Genomic DNA, 23,705 nt, shown 5'->3' on the forward strand with positions numbered 1-23,705 from the left:
TATCAAAAATGCAACTTCAAGATGATATGAGTCTTTTTTTTATGTTTAAATTAACAATTAGTTAACAATTAGTTTTTTAGTTAAAACAGCTTGTTCTGTCATAATATTAACGATATACACTCCTGTAGAATAACTACTTAGATCTAAAACAAAATTAGTGTTTTGTGGTTTTGCTTTTACAATACTTACAATCTTTTTACCTGTTATATCATAAACATCAATATCAAAATCTTGATTGTTTTGAGTCTTAATATTAAAAATACCTTTTGATGGGTTTGGATGAATTAAAAAGGACGCTGTTTCAAACTCATTAACACTTAATACATTTCCTGTTATAACAAAATTATCTACTATAGCTCCTTCTTCAACTACTGACTGGTCAGAATGAAAAACAAACCTGAACATTATATTTGTTTCATTATTAAAAGCTGATAAATCATAACTATATTCATTAAAGTTAGCATATTGAGGGTTAGTTCCTGTCCACTGTCCTCCAGGACAATTAAAACAAGTATTATTTTGTCCACTTGTTGTTGCACTTGTGTACCAATTTAGGTCTGAAGCAGAGCCTAATAAATTCCATGTTAGACCTTGATCTGAAGAATATTCCATATAAACAATATCCCAATCGTCTTCAAGTTGAAAGGCCATATCAAATTTTAATTCTGGATTACTAAGAATAGATAAATCATAACATTGAGATACTAAATAACTTTTTGTTAGATTATCATGATCTCCATTAAGATTAGTACCATATACTTGATTTTGAGCATCAACACCTGTATTGTTTAACGCTAAACCATTTGGAATACCACGTTGCCAATATTGTGTATCACTACCATCATCTAAAACAAGAAGTCCTTCCTGTTGTGTTTCAAATGTATTTACAACATCAACAATACCACTATCATTTACATAAAATATTTTTTCTTCGGAATTATTATTAACTTCATATTCATCATTTGTAACCGTTGAGCTAACTTTGAAAGTATAATTTCCTTTTGACAAATTTAATTGAGGCAGATCTACAACTATTGAAGCTTCAGAAGCCAAATTACCTGTCCAGTTAAAATTATTAGACACTCCGTTTATGTAATAAGTAAAGTCCACTGAAGTGATAGTATTAATACCATTATTTCTAATTTCTGCTTGAGGTGAAACATTATCACTACAATCTATAATATCACTAATACCAGATAGATTAACTAATTTTACGTCTGTTGGAGCTAATTGGGTTGGTATTTCAGATTGCCAAACACCACGACCATATGTTGCAGCAGTTATTTTATTATCAAAAGTGTTAATTTCTATGTCTGTGACTGCTACATTTGGTAATCCAATATTAAATAACTCCCATAATAAAGTATCATCATCATAACGATACACACCTAAACTTGTCCCTAAATACAATGGGTTTTTAGAATGTAAATCTTGATGCTTGATACTATTTTTAGTCACGTTTGGTAAACCATTAGAAATATCTGTAAAACTAATACCTCCATTTACAGACTTAAATACTTGACCATTTGTACCTGAGGTAGTCACATAAACAATATTATTATCCGTATTGTTTACCTCTATTGAAGTTATGTTAGATGAAAATGGCTGTATAGAAGTAAAAGTTACACCTGAGTCAGTACTTTTTCTTAATGTTGCATTAGTCGCTACATAAATATTATTAACATCAATAGGATCGATTTCTAATACATCTATATTAGTTCCAAAAGAAGGCGAAACTGCAACCCAATTATTATTTTCAAGTCTATATAAAGCACTAAAACCAGAGTATAATTGACTATCACTACTCATTGCTAAAGGAGTAATCCAGTTACCGTCTTCTCCAATAGGAGCGCTAATTTCGGCAGATAAACTAGACCCAGAAGCTGTTGAAACATATAGACCACTTCCGTTTTGTATAAAACCATAGTAATTAGAAGAGTTTGCAGGATCAATAGCTGTATCCATACCATCTGCTCCATAATAGTTCTGCCATTGTCCGTTATTAAACGCATGACCGCCATTATCTTGTAAACCACCAACCATTTTGTTTGAAGTTTGTTTAGATACAGACACTCTATAAAATTGACTAATTTGCATACCTGCAGTTAAATCTGTAAAACTCAACCCTTTATTAGAGGACTTATAAAAACCTCCATCTGTACCTGCATACAACTCGTCGTCAAAAAATCTTAAATAATGAATATCTGCATGAGAATATGAAGAAGCAAAAGGAGAACTCCAGTTATTTAGTTTTGTAAAAGACGTTTGTGTGCCATTAACTACACCTTTCCATATATTTAAAACACCTGTATAAAATTCGTTTTCGTTTGTATCTGAAACAGCAAAAGCCATATCAAACCAAGACTGAGTAGACTCAAAAACATCGGTTGTGTTTGCAGCTACTTGTAAAAAATTTACACCAGAATCTGAAGACTTATAAACACCTTTAAAACCGTAAGCATTTGTAGAACCTAATACATACACCACGTTTGGGTTAGCTTGTGTTACATCTATTACATATCTTGAAGTATCGTTAGAAGTTAAACCAGAAGTCACAATAGAAAAAGAATCTCCAGCGTTAACAGATCTGTAAAAACTATTTGCTGTTACAATATAAATAACATTAGGATCTTGAGGTTTAATTTTAATATCCTTGACATTAAAACCTTGAGTACCATTAACATTAGTCCATGTCACACCAGCATCAGTAGTTTTAAATACTCCGTTGTTAGTAGCAACCCACAACATATTTGAATTGTTAGGATTGATGTAAATATCGTTCATAGAACTTGGAGCATTATTAGGGTTTAAGCCTGTAGTATTCCAAGTTAATCCACCATCAATAGATTTCATGACACCAACACTATATGAGTCTCCAGCATCATCATCTCCCGTTGCTATATAAATTACATCTGAATTGTTACTATCTATTGCTATTCCTGAGACACCAATTTGCGGTAAATTATCTGTAGTTGTAATCCAAGATAATCCAGCATCTGTAGATTTCCAAAGACCACCTGCTGGTGCTCCAGCATAAATTATATTATCATTATTTGGGTCTTTAACAACAACATTAATACGTCCTTGACCAGGAGACCAAGATCCTGTATTGGTATGAGAAAATGGGCCAACAGGTAACCAATTGCTCTCGTCAACCATTATATTATTACTTCTATTACTAGCATTATTATTTGTAACCTCTAAATAGGTGTTCCATAACTCTAAAGAGGTTGGCAATGTACCGTCTTCTTTTACGTAATTAGTCCAAAATGTTTCCCAACGTTTAAAAGGTTTATATCCACTACCTTTAATATTTGGATCTCTATTTTCCCAATAGACATTAAACGCATTAACTACTTCATCAAATTTTAAAGACTTCTGTTTTGATTGTGTATTAAATCCAGACATCCATGGTGCGTCTTGATTAAACTGAGCAAAAGATATTGTGAAGGTAAAAAGAAAACCAAGGGATAATAAATATTTCATAGTAATGATATTTATTATCAAAAATAATTGTTTTTGGCAAAAAACACGATGTTTTAACAAAAAACATCGATAAAAAACACATTATAAATAAATTAAACCTTATTTATTAAGAATTTGCTTAGTAATACTATCCGTTTGTTTTTTCAAGTTTACAATGGTTTTGACATTACTATTAGGAATTGTAATGGACAAAACATAATGCTGTATTTTCCATTGATTGTCTTTAAAAACCATAACTCCAGATCCACGACAAATCTCCATTTGTGTATCCAGCAACTCATCAAACCAAGCTAAAGTATTATCTTCATTTAAAAATACATTACGTTGAAGCGCTTTAAAGCTCCATGCTTTACCTTTATCAAAATAAGGTTTAGAATAGTCCTTAAACTGGTTTAGAGTCCAGTTTTCTGTTGCATCAGTACCAATAAAAATAGCATCAGAAGTCATACTTTCAAAATAAGCGTCAAAATCAGCATTAGCTGCTGCGTCATGCCATGCATCTAAACTCATATTTATAGCTTGTTTAGTAAGAGCATTATTCGCCTTATTTTTTTTAGTATTACATGATAAGAATGAAAAAACTACAATAATACTAATAGCTATATGTTTCATACTAATATGGTTTTACAATTACTTGGCTATCTTTTTCTACTTTCTTGTTAATTTGTAAATTAAGATTAGATTGCGCTAAAAACACTTGCTTAATAGCTAATAACAATTCGGTTTTAGTACTAGTGTCTAGACTTTCAATTTCTTGAAATTTTAACATCATAGTTTTCAAAACCAAAACTCTAGCTTTTATAGCCTGTGTATTGATGGATTCTGGAATGGTTTCTTCTAAATCTGTTAAGGTAGAATTAAACAAATCTACATCTGCATTAAAAAAAGTAAAATCAGGTAACGTTAAAGCTTGTATACCATTAGAAACATCTAAATAAGCTTGCCAATTAGATACAATAGGATTAGATTTTACATCTAAAGCAATATCTTGATAATTAATTTTTGAGATATCTTCTTTAGTTATTTTTAAACTATCTACAACACCTAAATCCTCTTCAGGTTTAGTGATAGTGGTTTCTTTTTTACAAGCAGTAAATAACACTAATACAACTAATGAAAGCTTAAAAAATCTCATAATTAAATTGATACGTTTGATAAACAAATATATTAGTTTAAAGAGTTAAATCTTATTAAATGATAAAATTGTTTTTTTTGTAATCACTTTTATATTTTTTTTATTAGAAAATCTTTAAATAGTTATTACTTTTGAGTGCATATTTTATAAATAATCCAAAAAAATGAGCGAAAAAATATTAATTATAGGTGCTGCAGGTCAAATTGGATCTGAGTTGACATACAAGTTAAGATCCATTTACGGTAAGGATAATGTTATTGCAAGCGATTTAAACTACAATAATATTGAATTAGTAAATTCTGGTACGTTTGAGATTATTGATGCTATGGATTATGCGTCAATTAAAATATGTTGTGAAAAACACAATATAGACACTATTTACTTAATGGCTGCCATGTTAAGTGCTACAGGAGAAAAATACCCTATGAAAGCTTGGGATCTAAACATGCAATCTTTATTTCATGTTTTAAATCTAGCTAAAGCAAAAGCTATTAAAAAAGTATTTTGGCCTTCAAGTATTGCTGTTTTTGGGCCTACCACACCTACAACGGAAACACCACAACACACCATAATGGAACCAACTACAGTATACGGAATCACTAAACAAGTTGGTGAGCGTTGGTGTGAATATTATAATGAAAAATATGGTGTTGACGTAAGAAGTATACGTTATCCTGGAATTATAAGTTGGAAAACATTGCCAGGAGGAGGAACTACAGATTATGCTGTAGAAATCTATCACGAAGCTTTAAAAAATAAAAACTACGAATGTTTTTTAAGTGAAAACACAGCTTTACCAATGATGTATATGGATGATGCAATTGATGCTACTGTTGCATTAATGACAGCTAATGCTGAAAAAGTTAAAATAAGATCTTCTTACAACTTATCTGGTATTAGTTTTACTCCAAAAGAAATAGCAAATGCTATTAAAAAAGAAATTCCAGATTTTGAAATCACATACAAGCCAGATTTTAGACAAGAAATAGCTAATTCTTGGCCAAGTAGTATAGATGACACCTCTGCAAGAGAAGATTGGAACTGGAAACATCAGTTTGACTTAGATGGCATCACTAAAGACATGCTAAAAAACCTAAGTAACAAATAAAACAACATCTACTACTATACAATACAGCCTCTAGTTAACTTCTAGAGGCTTTTTTATGCGTTTTGACTAACAAAATAAGCTAGACTTTAATCCATAAAAAAAGCCACTATTTCTAGTGGCTTGTTTAAACTTGCTCCTCCTCTTAGGCTCGAACTAAGGACCCTCTGATTAACAGTCAGATGCTCTAACCAACTGAGCTAAGGAGGAGTGTTTTTCGCTATTGCGAGTGCAAATATAAAAGCTTTTTTAAGTTCTGCAAAATAATTTTTAATTTTTTTAATTAAATATTGCTTTAAAGATGTCATTACCGTTTGCAAACAGCACTAACCCTATCAAAATGAAGAATCCAACTAGCTGAGCTTTTTCTAAAAATTTCTCACTTGGCTTACGTCCAGAGATAATTTCGTACAATAAAAACATGACATGTCCTCCATCTAAAGCAGGAATAGGCAATAAATTAAGCACACCTAACATAATAGATAAAAATGCTGTTAAACTCCAAAATGCTGGCCAGCTCCAAGTACTAGGAAAAACATCGTAAATTGCTTTAAAACCACCTACACCTTTGTATGCTCCTGTACTAGGATTAAAGATTGCTTTTAATTGTCCGAAGTAAGATGTGATTTGACCAGTAAACTTGTTAAGCCCTACACCAAAACTTTCAGCAAAACCATATTCTTTTCTTACTACTTTTAAATAACCTAGTTTTTCTAAATCTGAAGCTTTAGTTTGGGTTAAAATATCTAGCTTTCCTTTATCATCTACTTTTAGAGTTCTTTCAATGTTTGTATTGCCTCTTTTAAATACAGTTGCTATGGTTTGTCCTTTAGACTGCTCTAAAACAGGTAAGACTTGATCATAAAATTCGGCTGACTTTCCATTAATAGACATAAAAACATCACCTTCTTTTAAATCTACACCTTTATTAAGAGACGTATCTAAAACTTTACTAACAATAAAAGGTTGTCTTAAACCAAACAAACTCCTGTCTTTACTAGAGGATAATTGTCCTAAAAAATCAACTGGTAACAGTATTGTTTTTTCGGTTCCGTTTCTTTTAATAGTAACACTGTTGGCTCCTATAATATTTTTTCTGATATCAGATTCGTTAATAATTTTAGTGTCATCAATTTTAACAACATGATCACCTGTTTGAAAACCTATATCTGTTAGCAAAGGGTTTTCTATTAACATTCCTCCTTTTATACTTGCAGCATCAATATCTGTATCTCCATAAGCAAAAGACATAACCACATAAATAACGTATGCCAACACAAAATTAACAAATACACCACCTAACATAATAATTAAACGCTGCCAAGCTGGCTTGGATCTAAACTCCCATGGTTGTGGTGGTAAAGCCATTTGCTCTTTATCCATACTTTCGTCAATCATACCAGAAATTTTGACATAACCTCCTAAAGGCAACCAACCAATTCCGTATACTGTTTCGCCAATTTTCTTTTTAAATAACGAGTATTTTACATCAAAAAATAAGTAGAATTTTTCAACTCTAGTTTTAAATGCTTTTGCAGGAATAAAGTGTCCTAATTCGTGCAAAACAATTAATAATGACAGACTTAACAAGAATTGTCCAATTTTTATAATAAACTCCATGTAGTGTTTCTATTCTTTTATATTAGTCGCCAAAAGTAACTATTTAGACTTAGTATTAAAAGTAATAGCTTTATTGCTTTTTAAGAATTAACAAATTTTATGAGTAATATCATAAGACAAGCTTGTGTTTTCATTGTATTTTTGCATTACAAAATTAAAAACACTTAAAATGCTTTCTTTTTTTAAAGATTACAAATGGTTTGCTGTTGTTTTTAGCATCATTTCGATAATAATAATTTCAATATTTTATAACATTTTAAAGGTTGAAAAACCTTTACCTGTCTATCAACCTGCTATGGTAAATACGGAGTTAGTTGATAGTACCATACAACACAAAATTAATTATCATAAAATTGCCGATTTTAGTTTAATTAATCAAAATGGAAAAACCATAACACAAGCAGATTACAAGAATAAAATATATGTAGCTGATTTCTTTTTTACCACTTGTCAAACTATTTGTCCAATAATGACTGGCAATATGGAAAAAATACAACAAGAAATTATTAACGATGATGAAGTTATGCTACTTTCCCACTCTGTCACACCAGATATTGATACTGTTGCACAACTAAAGCGTTACGCAATAAAAAAAGGCGTAAATGACAAAAAATGGAACCTAGTTACAGGTGATAAAGGTCAGATTTATAGATTGGCTAGAAAAAGCTACTTAGCAGTCAAAGACGACGGAATGCCTGATGATTACGGAATGGTTCACACCGAAAACTTTATGCTAATTGACAAAAAAAGTCAAATTAGAGGCTATTATGATGGCACAAAAGCCGAAGATATCACCAAACTTTTAAATGATATAAAAAAGTTAAAAAAGGAGAACAAAGACTAGTTTTTGGCTCTCAATTTTTTTAACGACAAATTTTGCCATATTTTTGTTTCTTTAAAATCAATCTAAATAAGCTTGGATAATACACTAGACACCTTAAAAAGAGGAGAACGCGCTGTAATTATAGACGTATCTTCACATTTAATTCCATTAAAACTATTAGAAATGGGATGTTTACCTGGTAATAGTGTCGAGCTAGTTCAAGTTGCACCTTTTGCAGATCCTTTATACTTAAACATAAACGGAAGTCACTTGGCAATAAGAAAAGAAACCGCTATTCATATTATCATCGAAAAAGAAGTTTAATGAGTAAGCAAATTAATATTGCCTTAATTGGTAACCCAAATACAGGAAAAACCTCTGTTTTTAATGCCTTAACTGGTTTAAACCAAAAGGTTGGAAATTATCCTGGTATTACAGTCGAAAAAAAAGAAGGTATTTGCAAATTACCAAGAGGTGTAAAAGCACATATTATTGACCTTCCTGGTACATATAGCCTTAACGCTTCGTCTTTAGACGAAAACGTAGTTATAGAATTATTACTTAACAAAAACGATAAAGATTTTCCTGATGTTGCAGTAGTAGTTAGTGATGTTGAAAATTTAAAACGAAACCTACTACTATTTACTCAAATTAAAGATTTAGAGATCCCTACAATTTTAGTCATTAACATGGCTGACAGGATGAAATCCAAAGGAATCTCTCTAGATATTGAACATTTAGAAGAAGAGTTAAAAACTAAAATAGCAGTTATTAGTACTAGAAAAAATGAAGGTATTGATAAACTTAAGCTACTAATTAGTAACTATAAAGAGTTACCAACAACACCTTGCCTTAATGCTTCAGAAATTGACAAAAATTACTTCGATAAATTAAGAAACGCCTTTCCAAATCAATTAACTTACAAATTGTGGTTAGTAATAACACAAGATGTGAATTTTGGAAAAATGGATCGTAATGAAGTTGAAGCTATTGCTAGTTTTAAAACTAAATCTAAAAACGATTTAAAACGTTTACAGCAAAAAGAAACCATAAAACGTTATCAGTTTATAAATAACACACTTAAAAAAGGACAAACTATTGACGCTAGTCAGGCTACTGATTTAAGATCTAGGTTAGACCGTATTTTAACTCATAAAGTTTGGGGTTACCTTATATTCTTTTTAATACTGTTGGTTATTTTCCAAGCTATTTATGATTGGTCAACAGTACCAATGGATTTAATTGATGGACTATTTGCAAACCTTAGTGATTGGGTTAAAAACACATTACCTGAAGGTGCTTTTACAAATTTATTAGCCGAAGGTATAATATCTGGATTAGGAGGAATTGTGATATTTATACCTCAAATCGCCTTTTTATTCTTGTTTATTTCCATATTAGAAGAAAGTGGGTACATGAGTCGTGTCGTGTTTTTAATGGACAGAATTATGCGACGTTTTGGTTTAAGTGGTAAAAGTATTGTGCCTTTAATTTCTGGAACTGCTTGTGCGATTCCTGCAATTATGGCAACTAGAAATATTGAAAGCTGGAAAGAACGTTTAATAACTATACTTGTTACTCCTTTTACAACATGTTCAGCTAGACTACCTGTTTACTTAATTATTATTGCATTAGTAATACCTGAGGGACGTTTTCTAGGTTTAAGCTACCAAGCTTTAACCTTAATGTTGTTGTATTTATTAGGATTTGGAGCTGCAGTTTTATCGGCTTACATCTTAAATAAAGTTTTAAAAATTAAGAGCAAAACCTTTTTTGTGGTAGAAATGCCAAACTATAAACTACCTTTATTTAAAAATGTAGCACTTACAGTTTTAGAAAAAACAAAATCTTTTGTTTTTGGAGCAGGAAAAATAATATTAGCCATTTCAATTATACTTTGGTTTTTAGCATCTTATGGTCCTGGAGAACAATTTAATGATGCTGAAAATATTATTAAAACAGAATATGCGTCTCAAAATTTAAATGAAGAAGAAATTAGCCAAAAAATAGCGTCTCATAAGTTAGAACACTCTTTTATTGGTATTGCTGGACATGCTATTGAACCAGTGATTAGACCTTTAGGTTACGATTGGAAAATAGGTATAGCAATAGTAAGTAGTTTTGCAGCAAGAGAGGTTTTTGTAGGTACATTAGCCACTATTTACAGTGTTGGAAATGATGATGAAGACACCATTAAAAACCGAATGGCTGGAGAAGTCAATCCAATTTTAGGTGGTCCATTATTTAATTTTGCTTCTGGTATATCACTACTATTGTTTTATGCATTTGCCATGCAATGCATGAGTACTTTAGCAATTGTCAAAAAGGAAACTAACACCTGGAAGTGGCCAACCTTACAATTAGTAATCATGACAGCTATTGCGTATATAACAGCATTAATAGCGTTTCAATTTTTAAAATAAAATCATGAACAGTATTATTCAAAACATATTAGTTTTTATAACATTAGGTTTCGCTTTATTTTTTCTATTTAAAAAATACTTCTTAAAACCTAAATCCAAAAAAGCATGTGGTACTGACGACTGTGGCTGCCACTAACCTATACATTTTTACGATTAACTACACTTCTTTTAAAAACAAGTTTTTAGCTACGTTTTGAGACACAATTAATTCATTATCTTCAAACTTAATTTTAACAGAATTATCGTAAGGCTCTTTTTGGACAACAATAATCTTAGTTCCTAAAGCAATGTTATTACTATCTAAGTATCTCAAAAAAGCGGAAGAGGTATCATCTACACCTACACATTTATAAGTTTTACCTATAATAGCTTGTGATAACATGATTTTTTCGATGTGTTTAAAATTCCCATGTTTATCCGGAATTGGATCTCCATGTGGATCATGATTAGGAAATTCCAAAAAAGCATCTAATTCATCAATCAATTTTTCTGATCTGATATGCTCTAAATGCTCAGCAACTTCATGAACTTCATCCCAAGTAAAATTTAATTTTTCTACCAAAAACACTTCCCAAAGCCTATGCTTTCTTATAATGTTGATTGCTACAGACTGACCTTTTTCGGTTAAATTAACACCTTGATACTTTACATAATTAGCATACCCTTTTTCAGATAATTTTTTAAGCATATCAGAAACCGAAGATGCTTTTGTGTGTATAGATTCTGATATAGCATTGGTACTAACAACCTCTGTACCTTGTTTACCTAAATGATAAATTGCTTTAATATAATTTTCTTCTGTTAGTGTAATCATAAACCTAAAATAGCTAGATAGCAAATATAAGAATTAAATAAAACAAACATTAAATTTAGATTAATCTAAATTTGTATTTATATTTGTAAAAAAATATTTTAAGACATGAAGTATATTGTTGCGATTTTCTTTTGTTTTTCAGCTTATAGTCAAGCTCAGAATAATTATGAAATATCAGGAGTAGTTACCTCAGAAGGACTACCTCTACCCTTTGCCAACGTTTATCTTGAAGGCACAAAAAAAGGGACTACAACCACAGATAATGGTTACTTTAACATCCAAAACATAAAAGAAGGACAATACACACTTATAGCTTCATTTACCGGTTTTAATACCATTAGAAAAAGGATTAACATAAAAAATAATTTGAAAATAAATTTTGATTTAATCCAAAATCAATCGTTGGATGAAGTCGTTGTTACTGGAACTTTAAAAACAGTTAACAGATTAGAAAGCCCTGTTCCTGTTGAAGTTTATACTAGCGCTTTTTTAAAAAAGAATCCTACACCAAATATTTTTGAAGCGCTTCAAAATGTAAACGGAGTGAGACCTCAACTAAACTGTAACGTATGTAACACTGGAGACATACACATTAATGGTTTAGAGGGACCTTACACCTTAGTACTAATAGACGGGATGCCTATTGTTAGTGGTTTATCTACGGTTTATGGCTTGTCAGGAATACCAAATTCATTAATAGATCAAATCGAAATTGTCAAAGGTCCTGCTTCGTCTTTGTATGGTAGTGAAGCTGTTGGTGGTTTAATAAATGTCATTACTAAACATCCTGACAATGCTCCTATATTTTTTGCTGACAGCAATATTAGTGGTTGGGGAGAAATAAATACAGATATTGGTTTTAAAACTAATGTTGGTGAAAAAGCAAGTGTTTTGGTAGGTGCTAATTATTTTAACTATAGTAATCTAATAGATAATAACAACGACAATTTTACAGACTTAACATTACAGGATCGTATTTCTGTTTTTCAAAAATGGGACTTTAAACGTAAAAGCAATAAAAAATTATCTGTTGCTGGTCGCTTTTTTTATGAAGATCGTTGGGGAGGAGAACTACAATGGAACAAAAGTTATAGAGGAGGAAATGAAGTCTATGGTGAAAGCATTTACACAACTAGATATGAACTACTTGGTGAATACCAACTTCCTGTAAAAGAAAACATGAATTTTCAATTTTCATATTCAGATCATGATCAAAATTCAGTGTATGGTGACACACCTTATTTAGCACAACAACGTATTGCTTTTGGACAATTAACTTGGGACAAACCAACAAAAAATAATGATTTATTATTTGGTATAACAGGACGCTACAATTACTATAATGACAACACAACAGCAACTATTGAGGCCGATAAAATATTTATTCCTTCGGTATTCGTACAAGATGAAATAACCTTAACAGAAAAACAAAAACTTTTATTAGGACTTAGGTATGACTATGATAAGAGACATGGTTCAATAATAACACCAAGGTTAGCTTACAGGTATAAACCAACAGATAATGATATATTTAGGGTTAATGCAGGAACAGGCTTTAGAGTTGTTAATTTATTTACAGAAGAACATGCAGCACTTACAGGATCTAGAGATGTTGTTATTGAAGAAACTTTAAATCCGGAACAATCGTATAACATCAACCTTAACTACCTAAAAAAAATATACACAACAAAAGGCATGATTTTCACTGTAGATGCGTCCTTGTGGTACACACATTTTACAAATGCCATTATACCAGATTATGACACAAATCCTAATCAAATAATTTATGATAATTTAGATGGTTATTCTACCTCAAAAGGAGCCAGTTTAAATGTCGATGCCATTTTTGGTAGTGGTATAAAAGGAAGTTTGGGTATAACATTTCAGGATGTAAACCAAACTGAAAACGACGTAACAACAAGACAAATTTTAACCGAAAAGTTTACAGGTACATGGTATTTTTCATATAAAAACTATGCAACAAATTTAACCTTTGACTATACAGGAAACATTTATGGACCAATGCGATTACCATTATTAAGTAATTTGGATCCTAGACAAGAATATTCACCTACGTGGAGTATCCAAAATATACAGGCAACTTATGATGGTCTTGAAAATTTTGAAATTTATGGAGGTGCTAAAAACCTATTAAATTGGACACCTAATAATGGCAATCCATTTATTATTGCCAGAGCAGATGATCCATTTGACGACAATGTACAATTTGATGCTCAAGGTAATGCACAAGCAACACCAGACAACCCTTACGGATTAACATTTGATCCTTCATATGTTTACGGACCAAACCAAGGTAGACGAGTTTTCCTAGGTATAAGATATACATTAAACTAATTGTTTGTATTTTAGTACTTTCGTAATAAATATTTAGACCAATGAAAAAAACAATACTCCTTTCCATAATAACCTTAGGTTTTTTTAGCTGTAATAACAATGCAAAAGATAACGGAAAGTTAAATATTGTGACTACAACCACAATGATTACTGATTTAGTAAAAAACATTGGTAAAGACAGTATCAATGTTAATGGTTTAATGGGAAGTGGTGTGGATCCTCACTTATACAAAGCAAGTGAAGGTGACGTAACCAAATTAGTAAATGCAGACGTTATATTTTATAACGGATTACACCTAGAAGGAAAACTTGTAGAGGTATTTGAAAAAATGGGAAGTAAAACAAAAACACCAATAGCTTTAGGAGAAGAAATAGATAAAACAACCTTGATTGGGTCTGATTATTTTACCTCTAATTACGATCCACATGTTTGGTTTAATATTGAATATTTTAAGCAGTTTGCTCAAAAAGTTACTGTTGTTTTAATCGAAAAGGATGCTAAAAATGCTGATTACTATAAAGCTAACGAAACTGAGTACTTAGACAAGTTAAATGCTTTACAAAAAACAATTACATCTAAAATTGAAACGCTTCCAAAAGACAAACGCATATTAGTAACTGCGCACGACGCCTTTAATTATTTCGGAAAAAATTACGGATTTGAAGTCGTAGGTTTACAAGGTTTATCTACAGCAACTGAAGCTGGAGTAAAAGATGTTCAAAATTTAGCTAATTTTATAATTGAAAAACAACTGAAGGCCATTTTTGTTGAAAGCTCTGTACCAAAACGTACCATTGAAGCGCTACAAGAAGCAGTAAACTCAAAAGGTCATGATGTACAAATTGGAGGAACATTATATTCTGATGCATTAGGAAGCGCAGGAACCATAGAAGGGACTTACATTGGTATGTTTGAGTACAATGTAAACACTATAGTTAATGCTTTGAAGTAAATTGGTATAAACAATAGTTATTTCAAATAATAAGCTCCTGAAACAAGTTTGCTGTAACTATATTTTTTTGATTCGTTTTTTTTAAATAAAAATGAATATATTTTTAATTTAGTAAAACTCCCAATGACTTGGGAAACAGTTATGAAACAAAAGATAGCAGTAAAAGTAGACGACCTAACAGTAGCATACAACTACAAACCCGTACTTTGGGATATTGATTTAGAAATCCCAGAAGGCGTCCTTATGGCTATTGTTGGACCAAATGGAGCTGGTAAATCAACACTAATAAAATCTATTTTAGGCATATTAAAACCAATAGCAGGAAGCGTCACTATTTATGACAAACCTTATAATAAACAACGCAAACTAGTAGCCTATGTACCACAAAAAGGAAGTGTGGATTGGGACTTTCCAACAACAGCTTTAGATGTTGTAACAATGGGCACTTATGGAAGTTTAGGTTGGATAAAACGTCCAGGACAAAAGCAAAAAAAAACAGCATTAGAAGCTTTAGAAAAAGTAGGCATGTTACCCTTTAAAGGCAGACAAATTAGCCAATTGTCTGGTGGACAACAACAACGTATATTTTTAGCTAGAGCATTAGTACAAAATGCTTCAATCTATTTTATGGACGAGCCTTTTCAAGGTGTAGATGCAACCACAGAAATTGCTATTATTAATATTTTAAAAGAATTACGTAAAGCCGGAAAAACAGTCATTGTAGTACATCACGATTTACAAACCGTTCCCGAATATTTTGATTGGGTAACTTTTTTAAATGTAAAAAAAATAGCAACAGGTCCTGTTAAAGACATCTTTAACGATGATAACTTAACCAAGACTTATGGTATAAACTATAAAGTAAGTATTCAAGAATAATGGATTTACAAGAATATTTTTCTTTAGTATTTAGCGACTACACATTAAGAACCATTACACTTGGAACAGCAATTTTAGGTGCAGTCACTGGTATGTTAGGTAGTTTTGCTGTACTTAGAAAACAAAGTTTACTTGGAGATGCTATATCACATGCTGCATTACCAGGAATTGCAATTGCATTTTTAATAACAGGTGCAAAAGACAGCAACACTTTACTTTTAGGAGCCTTAATAAGTGGATTAATAGGAACCTTTTGGATTAGAGGTATCGTCAAAAAAACACATCTAAAAAGTGATACCGCTTTAGGACTAATATTATCTCTCTTTTTTGGGTTTGGTATGTTATTACTGACTTTTATTCAAAAACAACCCAATGCTAATCAAGCAGGTTTAGATAAATATTTATTTGGTCAAGCTGCAACTTTAGTTGAAAGCGATGTTTGGCTAATGGCTATAGTTACAGGATTATGCCTATTTGTATTGTTGCTATTTTGGAAAGAATTTAAAATTTTACTCTTTGATGCCGATTACACTAAAACCTTAGGTTTTAACACTAAAGTCATCGATATTTTAATTACCAGTTTTATAGTCTTGGCTATAGTTTTAGGACTACAAACAGTTGGTGTTGTTTTAATGAGCGCCATGTTACTGGCTCCTGCTGCTGCTGCACGACAATGGACTAATAGCTTATCAAAAATGGTGCTTTTAGCAGCTGTATTCGGAGCGTTTTCAGGAGTCTTTGGAACAGCCATAAGCGCTAGTCAAACCAACCTATCTACAGGACCTGTCATTGTATTAGTAGCAGCTGTATTTGTAGTAATTTCTTTTGTATTTTCTCCTAGTCGTGGTTTATTATTTAAACAGATTAGATTTATAAAAAACAGACGCGATTTAGAACTTCATAAAACCTTAGCTTTTATGTACCATATTGCTGAAACACACGAAAACATTTCGCATCCTCATACCATAAAACTTCTTAATAACTTTCAAGGATTTACACGTAAAACACTTCAAAAGTTAGTCGAAAAAAATTACGTAACACTAGATGGGAACATGTGGAGTCTGACAAAAATAGGTTTTGAAACTGCTTCCAACCTTTACACAAAACAATCAACAAAAGATGAATAGCGCTCAAATAGAAATACAATTAATTGCTAGTTTAGTTGCTATTGCATGTGCTATTCCTGGCACCTTTTTAGTGCTACGTAAAATGGCAATGATAAGCGATGCAATAAGCCATTCCATCTTACCAGGAATTGTTGTTGGTTTTTTTATTACGCAAGATTTAAATTCGCCATTATTAATTGTATTAGCTGCATTAACTGGTGTAATCACAGTGGTGTTAGTAGAATATATCCAAAAAACAGGTTTAGTAAAAGAAGACACAGCTATAGGTTTAGTATTTCCTGCATTATTTAGTATTGGTGTTATATTAATCGCTAAAAATGCTAATGATGTCCACTTGGATGTTGATGCGGTTTTGGTAGGCGAATTGGCTTTAGCTCCATTTGATAGACTAATCGTTTCTGGTGTTGATATTGGACCAAAATCACTATGGATAATTGGAACAATACTATTAATAACTATCCTTTTACTATTTGCCTTTTTTAAAGAATTGAAAGTAAGCACCTTTGATAAAGGTTTAGCAGCTTCATTAGGATTCTCTCCAGCAATTATACATTATGGATTAATGACAGTATCTTCCGTGACAACGGTTGGTGCTTTTGATGCTGTTGGAGCTATTTTAGTTGTAGCATTAATGATTGCTCCTGCTGCAACCGCTTATTTACTAACTACCAACTTAAAAAAGATGCTAGCTTTAGCAGTATTTTTTGGAGTATTTAGTGCTATTTCTGGTTATTGGTTGGCACATTTATTAGATGCTTCCATTGCAGGATCCATTACCACAATGTTAGGTTTAATATTTTTAGCTGTCTATTTATTTGCTCCAAGTAAAGGTGTAATAGCGGTTATGTATCGCGAAAAACAACAACGTACAGAAGTTAGCTTACTAACCTTTTTATTACATTTAAAAAACCATACTGAAGTTGAAGAACGTCACGTAAACCATTTACGCGAACACATAAATTGGCAAAAAGTAAGAGCCAAAACTGTATTAGAATTGGCTCTTAAAAACAATATGATTCTTGTGGAAAATAATGTTGTTTCTTTAACAAAAAAAGGAGATACGTTTACCTCAAAAGCTATAGATTATATTATCACTAATGAAGATGCTCAAATTGAGGATATGAAAGACGATTTCTTTTTGTTTAGAGGGTAGTCACAATTAAAACCCTCTTTCTTTCTGAATAAACTCGTACGCTTTTTGCACTTGCTTAAATTTATCTTCTGCTCCTTTTTTGTGCTCTTCTCCTAAATGCTCTACACGATCTGGATGATATTTTTTAGCCATATTTCGGTATGCTTTTTTTATCTGATTTACAGAAGCTGATTTATCTATCTCTAAAATAGTGTAAGCATTATCAACACTATTATAAAACATGGCTTTTATACTAGAATAGTCACGATTACTAATACCTAAATAATTAGAAATACTATGTATTTGATCTTCTTCATCATCAGTAACCATTCCATCTGCTTTTGCAATCCCAAATAGAAAATGTAATAATTGTAAACGTGAAGAATGATCCATCATTTGCTGAATTTGCATGGATACATCTCTTGTAGATATACTCTGGCTACTTACTTTTTTAAATAACTTAAAAGCTTTATTAGCTCTATCTTTTCCGTATAATTCAACAAATTTATTTCTAACAAAATCTAACTCACGTTCGTCTTGTTTTCCATCGGCTTTAATAACCACAGATGCTAATATTAATAAACTAACCTCAAAATCTCCTGAAGTGGTTTGTGCTCGTCTTTGTTGTTGAGTCCTGTAATTAGGACGTGTTCTATATTTTGGTTCTTGTTTTTGTTGCGTATTTGGATTACCCGAACCTAACAAATTCCCTTTATCAGACATAGCGTCTCCAAGACTTCCAATTGCTAAACCTATAATTGCTCCTATTGGACCTCCTAAAGACCAACCTAAAGTTGCTCCTATCCATTTTAATCCTGCCATATTTTAATAATTATTTAAAAAGTAAAGATACTACATTGTTAGTAGACTTAAAATGGCTTTTGTTACTACAGTTTACTAATAAATAAGTGTAAAAATTTTATGTTTTATTAATTTGAAAGAAGGCATAACCTGACCTTATGACACCATAAACTTTATCAAGTAACGCCATAATAACATTTGCATGGTTTTTGACTATCTTTGCTTGAGATAGATTTACAAATAAAAAAACACAAAAATATGTATCCAGCAGAATTAGTAAAACCAATGCGTGAGGATTTAACCAAAGTTGGTTTTGAAGAATTACACACAGCTGATGCTGTAAATGAAGCACTTGCTAAAGAAGGCACAACTTTAGTAGTGGTAAACTCGGTTTGTGGTTGTGCAGCTGCTAATGCAAGACCAGGAGCTACAATGAGTTTAGCTAATGCAAAAAAACCTAGTAACATTGTTACTGTTTTTGCAGGTGTTGATAAAGAAGCTGTTGATCAAGCAAGAGCACACATGGTACCTTTTCCTCCAAGCTCTCCAAGCATGGCTTTATTTAAAAACGGAGAGTTAGTACACATGTTAGAGCGTCATCATATTGAAGGTAGACCAGCAGAATTAATTGCTGAAAACCTTATGGATGCTTACAATGAGCATTGCTAAGCCCTTATTAAATCATAAATTTAGCATTACAAAAGCTAAGTATTAGTGAAAAACCACGTTTAATAAACGTGGTTTTTTTATTTTTGACATACAGAACTTTTATGACGTAATGAGAAAAATTATTGCCTATCCCTTATCAATTATTTATTTCCTTTTTTTTGGATTATCCTTGGTTATTTTTCACCCAATTCAATGGTTCTGTTTTAATGTTTTTGGCTATCAAGCACACAAGAAAAGTGTAGACTACTTACAGTTTTTCTTGATGCGTTGTGTAAACCTTTTAGGTACTAGCCAAAAATTTATTAATCCATATCAATTAGATATAACTCAACCCGTTTTAATTGTATCTAATCACCAAAGCATGGCAGATATACCACCTTTAATGTGGTATTTTAGAAAACATCATGTCAAATTTGTTAGCAAAAAAGAACTTGGTAAAGGCTTACCTAGCGTATCTTATAATTTACGCCATGGTGGTTCGGTTTTAATTGACCGTAAAAACCCAAGACAATCCATAGTTGCTATCAGAAAATTTGCAGATTATATTGAAACTACAAATCGTGCTGCTGTTATTTTTCCTGAAGGCACAAGAAGTCGTGATGGACACCCAAAACCCTTTCATACCAAAGGACTAGAAACCTTAATAAAATATATACCAAGTGCAATAATTGTCCCTGTCACAATAAATAATTCTTGGAAAAATTTACGCTACGGAAAATTTCCAATGGGAATATTTAACAATATTACATTTACAGCTCATAAACCTGTAAAATTAAATGATTTTAATACAACCCAAGAGCTATTAAATCATATAGAAACTACTATTAAAAATAGTATTAAAATATAACATTATGTCATTAAAAAACGTAAGATTAGAAGTGATGTCTTTTTTAGAAAAAGACGTTGAATCATTGATAAAAAAATATTTAATTCCTGTTGAAACCATTTGGCAACCAACAGATTTTTTACCAAACTCTGAAAGTGATACTTTTATAGACGATGTTAAAGAAATAAGAGAATTGTCAAAAGAATTACCATACGATTTTTGGGTTGTTTTAGTTGGTGATATGATTACTGAAGAAGCTTTACCAACTTACGAATCTTGGTTAATGGATGTGGAAGGTATTAACCAACAAGAACGTAATGGTTGGTCAAAATGGATTAGACACTGGACTGCTGAAGAAAATAGACATGGAGATGTACTAAACAAATACCTATATCTTTCTGGACGTGTAAATATGAAAGAGATTGAGCAAACGACACAACATCTTATAGCAGACGGTTTTGATATTGGCACAGCACAAGATCCTTATAAAAACTTTGTATATACTAGTTTTCAAGAGTTAGCAACTTACGTGTCACACAATCGTGTTGCTAAGCTTGCAAAAGCTAAAGGCAACAAACAGCTTTCAAGAATGTGTAAAATTATTGCTGGAGACGAAATGAGACATCATCATGCCTACAGCGAGTTTGTAGAACGAATTTTTAAAGTAGATCCTAGCCAAATGATGTTAGCGTTTCAACACATGATGAAACAAAAAATTACAATGCCTGCCCATTTTTTAAGAGAATCTGGTGGTAAAATAGGTACTATTTTTGAAGAATTTTCAAACACTGCTCAACGTATTGGTGTATATACCTCAACGGACTATGTAGATATTTTACAAAAATTAATTAACCGTTGGGAAATTGATAAAATCACCAATCTTTCAGACGAAGCTGAAAAAGCAAGAGATTATTTAATGAAGCTACCTAATAGAATGATGAGATTAGCAGACCGAATTAAAATACCAGAAAACTCATACCAATTTAAGTGGGTCGAACCAGCAAAGCTTTAATATATGCTAAATCATGATTTAATCGAAGCCACAAAAACTTTTGTAAAAGAGACTTTAAAAGATGCCGAAGGTGGTCACGATTGGTTTCATATACAGCGAGTTTACAATAACAGCTTACTAATTGCTAAAGGCGAAACTGTAGACCTATTAGTTGTTGCGCTTGGCGCTTTATTACATGATATTGCAGATAGTAAATTTCATAATGGAGACAGTACTATTGGCCCTAAAATTGCTGGTGCTTTTTTAGTAAAAAACAATGTGGATTCTGTTACTATAAATCATGTTATTAAAATTATTGAAAACATTTCATACAGTTCAAACATTGGTAAAACTGACGTATTCAAGTCAAACGAGTTAGATGTTGTACAAGATGCTGACCGTTTAGACGCGTTAGGTGCAATTGGTATAGCAAGGACATTTAATTATGGTGGTTTTAAAAACAGAACCCTTTATGATCCTGATATTAAACCCAATTTAAACTTATCAAAAGCAGAATACAAAGCCTCTAAAGCGCCTACAATAAATCATTTTTACGAAAAACTATTACTATTAAAAGATACCATGAATACCAAAACTGGTCAGCGCATTGCTAAAAAACGTCATGAATATATGGTTGGCTTTTTAGACCAATTTTATGATGAGTGGAATGGAGAAAAATAAATTAAGATTAATTTTCTTTGGCGACTTCTAAAGCTGTAATTTTATATTCAAGAATAGACATTTCTTCTCCAAAATGAATGATTTGATCTGCTGTTAAACTACTATTACCATTTACAGTATCTAAAATACTTTGACGCTGTTGGTTATAGTATTTAAGAGCTATTTCAATTTTATCATTCATAATTACAATCTTTTTATTACTGGATCATTGCTTTAATTTCACTTCTATATTTAGAGGCAGGCTTACCAACTACATCATTAAACACTTTATTAAAATGAGAAAAATTATTAAAACCGCATTCAAAACAAATGTCAGTAATACTACTTTGACTCTCTGTTAATAATTTGGTTGCATAAAACACACGATACTCGTTTACAAATTGTGTAAAAGTCTTGTTGGTTATTTTTTTAAAGTATCTACAAAAAGCAGGAACAGTCATGTTTACATGATCTGATATTTGATCTAATGTAATATGCTCTTGAAAATTTTTGTTAACGTATTTATAAACTTTATCTATCTTATCTGTATCCTGTGGTTGTGTTTCAAGAACATAACCATTTTCATTAAGTAATATATAGTCATTAGTTAAAGCTAAAAGCTCTAAAATTTCAAGTAATTTAGTAATACGTTTTATTCCTTCATATTTTGGTAGCTTTTCTATTTTTGGGCCTACTACACTTTTTATTTCTGGTTTAAACAAAATGCCATGCTTTGCACGTTCTAATAACTGCAAGATGTTTTTTAATTCTGGTAGATTATTAATTGATTGTCCTAAAAAATCTGGATGAAACTGTATTAATGTTTCTTTTCCTTTAGAAGTTAATCGATCTGTAAATCCGTTATGTGGTAAATTAGAGCCTATTAATATTAGCTGACTATTATTAAAGTAAGATAAATGATTACCAATATGTCGTCTTCCTTTTCCTTTATTAACATAAACCATCTCTACCTCTGGATGAAAGTGCCAAAAAGCCTCACTGCGCTTACGTTTTTTAGTTTTATGCACAGCAATTACCGAACTTCCAAAAGTTGGTGTAATTTTTTTAAATGTAGGTTTTGTATTCAATTTAAAAAACTTTAAATAAATGTAATAATTATTAGTTTGCAAATATATGCAAAGTTAACACTAAAATATACTAAATTAACCTATAACGTTTTCGTTAATAATAATCTTGTTAATATAGCACACATATTTGATAATTCTAATGTTATTTAAACTGCTTTTGTATTCTAACTTTGCCAACATAATCAGTAAACCTATTGAGATTATGAAAAACTTTACAAAAAACCTATTAGTATTAGCAATCGTATTTGCTACACTAAGCAGCACAGCAACAGAGATGGAAACTTTATTTAACAAAGAGGATGGTAAGACACTCTTGATGTTTGATAATGTAAATGAAGGCGACCAATTACTTGTAAAAGATGCTTTTGGATTAATTCTTTATAAAGAAGCTATTAAAACAAGTGGAGAATACAACAAGTCTTTTGACTTAACAACCTTACCAAACGGAAATTACATTTTTGAATTAGATAAAAATTACCAAATTAGAATCTACCCTTTTATAGTAGAAGCTAATAAAGTGACTTTTAACAAAAAGCAATTATCTGTAATAAACAAGCCAAAGGTTAGTAGTGACAACCATACAATTTACATTACTGCTTTTAATGCAGAAAAGTCAGACTATTCTATTGAGATTTTATATAAAGATTCTGAAACTATTTATAGCGAAACTATTAAAAACACAACATCTATTGGAAAAAGATTTAAGCTTTTAGAAGATAAAGATGACGATTACAAAGTAGTAATTACAGCTAATGATAGAACATTTACATACGATGTAAACTTATAATAACTACAATATTTTTTGCCTTATAAAAAAA

General features: G+C 31.2%; 22 protein-coding genes and 1 tRNA gene. 14 read left to right on the plus strand and 9 right to left on the minus strand.

Features of this window, described 5'->3' with window-relative positions; genetic code table 11:
- Window positions 1-57 precede the first annotated feature (57 nt).
- The 3 genes from ITB9_RS10550 to ITB9_RS10560 form a co-directional block, all read right to left on the minus strand.
- Window positions 58-3,486, minus strand: coding sequence for a T9SS type A sorting domain-containing protein (locus ITB9_RS10550; protein ID WP_054852191.1), 3,429 nt, complete (start codon window positions 3,484-3,486; stop codon window positions 58-60).
- Window positions 3,487-3,585: 99 nt separating this feature from the next.
- Window positions 3,586-4,098 (minus strand): nuclear transport factor 2 family protein, encoded by a 513-nt coding sequence (locus tag ITB9_RS10555; protein ID WP_054852192.1) that lies wholly within the window; start codon window positions 4,096-4,098, stop codon window positions 3,586-3,588.
- A gap of 1 nt (window position 4,099) precedes the next feature.
- On the minus strand, window positions 4,100-4,621 hold the full coding sequence (locus tag ITB9_RS10560) for a hypothetical protein (protein WP_054852193.1): 522 nt from the start codon (window positions 4,619-4,621) through the stop codon (window positions 4,100-4,102).
- 163 nt (window positions 4,622-4,784) lie between these two features.
- On the opposite strand from ITB9_RS10560, the gene ITB9_RS10565 reads away from it, so the two are divergent.
- On the plus strand, window positions 4,785-5,729 hold the full coding sequence (locus ITB9_RS10565) for an NAD-dependent epimerase/dehydratase family protein (RefSeq protein ID WP_054852194.1): 945 nt from the start codon (window positions 4,785-4,787) through the stop codon (window positions 5,727-5,729).
- A gap of 133 nt (window positions 5,730-5,862) precedes the next feature.
- On the opposite strand, the gene ITB9_RS10570 is transcribed toward ITB9_RS10565, so the two are convergent.
- Together ITB9_RS10570 and rseP are read right to left on the minus strand one after the other, a co-directional pair.
- Window positions 5,863-5,936: transfer RNA gene (locus tag ITB9_RS10570), tRNA-Asn, on the minus strand.
- Between the two features lie 69 nt (window positions 5,937-6,005).
- On the minus strand, window positions 6,006-7,346 hold the full coding sequence (gene rseP, locus ITB9_RS10575; RefSeq protein ID WP_054852195.1) for an RIP metalloprotease RseP: 1,341 nt from the start codon (window positions 7,344-7,346) through the stop codon (window positions 6,006-6,008).
- Between the two features lie 169 nt (window positions 7,347-7,515).
- Between rseP and ITB9_RS10580 the strand changes: the two genes are divergently transcribed.
- The 3 genes from ITB9_RS10580 to feoB all read left to right on the plus strand — a co-directional run bounded on the left by ITB9_RS10580 (window position 7,516) and on the right by feoB (window position 10,592).
- A complete protein-coding gene (locus tag ITB9_RS10580) occupies window positions 7,516-8,190 on the plus strand; it encodes an SCO family protein (protein WP_054852196.1) in 675 nt (224 codons plus the stop codon).
- 72 nt (window positions 8,191-8,262) lie between these two features.
- Window positions 8,263-8,493, plus strand: coding sequence for a FeoA family protein (locus tag ITB9_RS10585; protein ID WP_028288727.1), 231 nt, complete (start codon window positions 8,263-8,265; stop codon window positions 8,491-8,493).
- On the plus strand, window positions 8,493-10,592 hold the full coding sequence (gene feoB, locus ITB9_RS10590; RefSeq protein WP_054852197.1) for a ferrous iron transport protein B: 2,100 nt from the start codon (window positions 8,493-8,495) through the stop codon (window positions 10,590-10,592). The genes ITB9_RS10585 and feoB overlap by 1 nt, the downstream gene beginning before the upstream one ends.
- A gap of 157 nt (window positions 10,593-10,749) precedes the next feature.
- Here the strand turns inward: feoB and ITB9_RS10595 are convergent, their stop codons facing one another.
- Complete coding sequence (locus ITB9_RS10595; RefSeq protein WP_054852198.1) at window positions 10,750-11,406, minus strand: metal-dependent transcriptional regulator; 657 nt, start codon at window positions 11,404-11,406, stop codon at window positions 10,750-10,752.
- 105 nt (window positions 11,407-11,511) lie between these two features.
- On the opposite strand from ITB9_RS10595, the gene ITB9_RS10600 reads away from it, so the two are divergent.
- From ITB9_RS10600 to ITB9_RS10620, 5 genes are all read left to right on the plus strand, one after another.
- A complete protein-coding gene (locus tag ITB9_RS10600; protein WP_054852199.1) occupies window positions 11,512-13,761 on the plus strand; it encodes a TonB-dependent receptor in 2,250 nt (749 codons plus the stop codon).
- A 41-nt stretch (window positions 13,762-13,802) separates the two neighbouring features.
- Window positions 13,803-14,714 carry a metal ABC transporter solute-binding protein, Zn/Mn family gene (locus ITB9_RS10605; protein WP_054852200.1) on the plus strand — a complete coding sequence of 304 codons (912 nt, stop codon included), beginning with the start codon at window positions 13,803-13,805 and terminating at the stop codon, window positions 14,712-14,714.
- Window positions 14,715-14,855: 141 nt separating this feature from the next.
- Window positions 14,856-15,593, plus strand: a complete 738-nt coding sequence (locus tag ITB9_RS10610; protein WP_054852208.1) for a metal ABC transporter ATP-binding protein — start codon at window positions 14,856-14,858, stop codon at window positions 15,591-15,593.
- Window positions 15,593-16,720 carry a metal ABC transporter permease gene (locus ITB9_RS10615; protein WP_054852201.1) on the plus strand — a complete coding sequence of 376 codons (1,128 nt, stop codon included), beginning with the start codon at window positions 15,593-15,595 and terminating at the stop codon, window positions 16,718-16,720. The genes ITB9_RS10610 and ITB9_RS10615 overlap by 1 nt, the downstream gene beginning before the upstream one ends.
- The gene (locus ITB9_RS10620; protein WP_054852202.1) at window positions 16,713-17,873 is read left to right on the plus strand and encodes a metal ABC transporter permease; all 1,161 of its coding nucleotides are present in this window, start codon (window positions 16,713-16,715) and stop codon (window positions 17,871-17,873) included. The genes ITB9_RS10615 and ITB9_RS10620 overlap by 8 nt, the downstream gene beginning before the upstream one ends.
- Before the next feature lie 6 nt (window positions 17,874-17,879).
- On the opposite strand, the gene ITB9_RS10625 is transcribed toward ITB9_RS10620, so the two are convergent.
- Entirely contained in the window at window positions 17,880-18,674 is a 795-nt protein-coding gene (locus ITB9_RS10625; RefSeq protein WP_054852203.1) for a TerB family tellurite resistance protein, read from the minus strand.
- A 237-nt stretch (window positions 18,675-18,911) separates the two neighbouring features.
- Here ITB9_RS10625 and ITB9_RS10630 point away from each other — a divergent pair, with 237 nt between their 5' ends.
- The 4 genes from ITB9_RS10630 (at window position 18,912) to ITB9_RS10645 (ending at window position 21,820) form a co-directional block, all read left to right on the plus strand.
- Window positions 18,912-19,322 carry a BrxA/BrxB family bacilliredoxin gene (locus ITB9_RS10630; protein ID WP_028288736.1) on the plus strand — a complete coding sequence of 137 codons (411 nt, stop codon included), beginning with the start codon at window positions 18,912-18,914 and terminating at the stop codon, window positions 19,320-19,322.
- Window positions 19,323-19,431: 109 nt separating this feature from the next.
- Window positions 19,432-20,169 carry a 1-acyl-sn-glycerol-3-phosphate acyltransferase gene (locus ITB9_RS10635; protein ID WP_054852204.1) on the plus strand — a complete coding sequence of 246 codons (738 nt, stop codon included), beginning with the start codon at window positions 19,432-19,434 and terminating at the stop codon, window positions 20,167-20,169.
- A 4-nt stretch (window positions 20,170-20,173) separates the two neighbouring features.
- Entirely contained in the window at window positions 20,174-21,160 is a 987-nt protein-coding gene (locus ITB9_RS10640; protein ID WP_054852205.1) for an acyl-ACP desaturase, read from the plus strand.
- Between the two features lie 3 nt (window positions 21,161-21,163).
- Window positions 21,164-21,820, plus strand: a complete 657-nt coding sequence (locus tag ITB9_RS10645) for an HD domain-containing protein (RefSeq protein WP_054852206.1) — start codon at window positions 21,164-21,166, stop codon at window positions 21,818-21,820.
- A gap of 7 nt (window positions 21,821-21,827) precedes the next feature.
- On the opposite strand, the gene ITB9_RS15640 is transcribed toward ITB9_RS10645, so the two are convergent.
- Together ITB9_RS15640 and ITB9_RS10650 are read right to left on the minus strand one after the other, a co-directional pair.
- On the minus strand, window positions 21,828-22,001 hold the full coding sequence (locus ITB9_RS15640; RefSeq protein ID WP_162874890.1) for a hypothetical protein: 174 nt from the start codon (window positions 21,999-22,001) through the stop codon (window positions 21,828-21,830).
- A gap of 16 nt (window positions 22,002-22,017) precedes the next feature.
- The gene (locus ITB9_RS10650; protein WP_054852209.1) at window positions 22,018-22,887 is read right to left on the minus strand and encodes an AraC family transcriptional regulator; all 870 of its coding nucleotides are present in this window, start codon (window positions 22,885-22,887) and stop codon (window positions 22,018-22,020) included.
- A 202-nt stretch (window positions 22,888-23,089) separates the two neighbouring features.
- On the opposite strand from ITB9_RS10650, the gene ITB9_RS10655 reads away from it, so the two are divergent.
- Window positions 23,090-23,674, plus strand: coding sequence for a hypothetical protein (locus ITB9_RS10655; protein ID WP_054852207.1), 585 nt, complete (start codon window positions 23,090-23,092; stop codon window positions 23,672-23,674).
- Window positions 23,675-23,705: the final 31 nt, after the last annotated feature.

Origin of the sequence: Olleya sp. ITB9 (genome assembly GCF_001315805.1) — a bacterium.
Taxonomy (GTDB): Bacteria; Bacteroidota; Bacteroidia; order Flavobacteriales; family Flavobacteriaceae; genus Olleya; species Olleya sediminilitoris.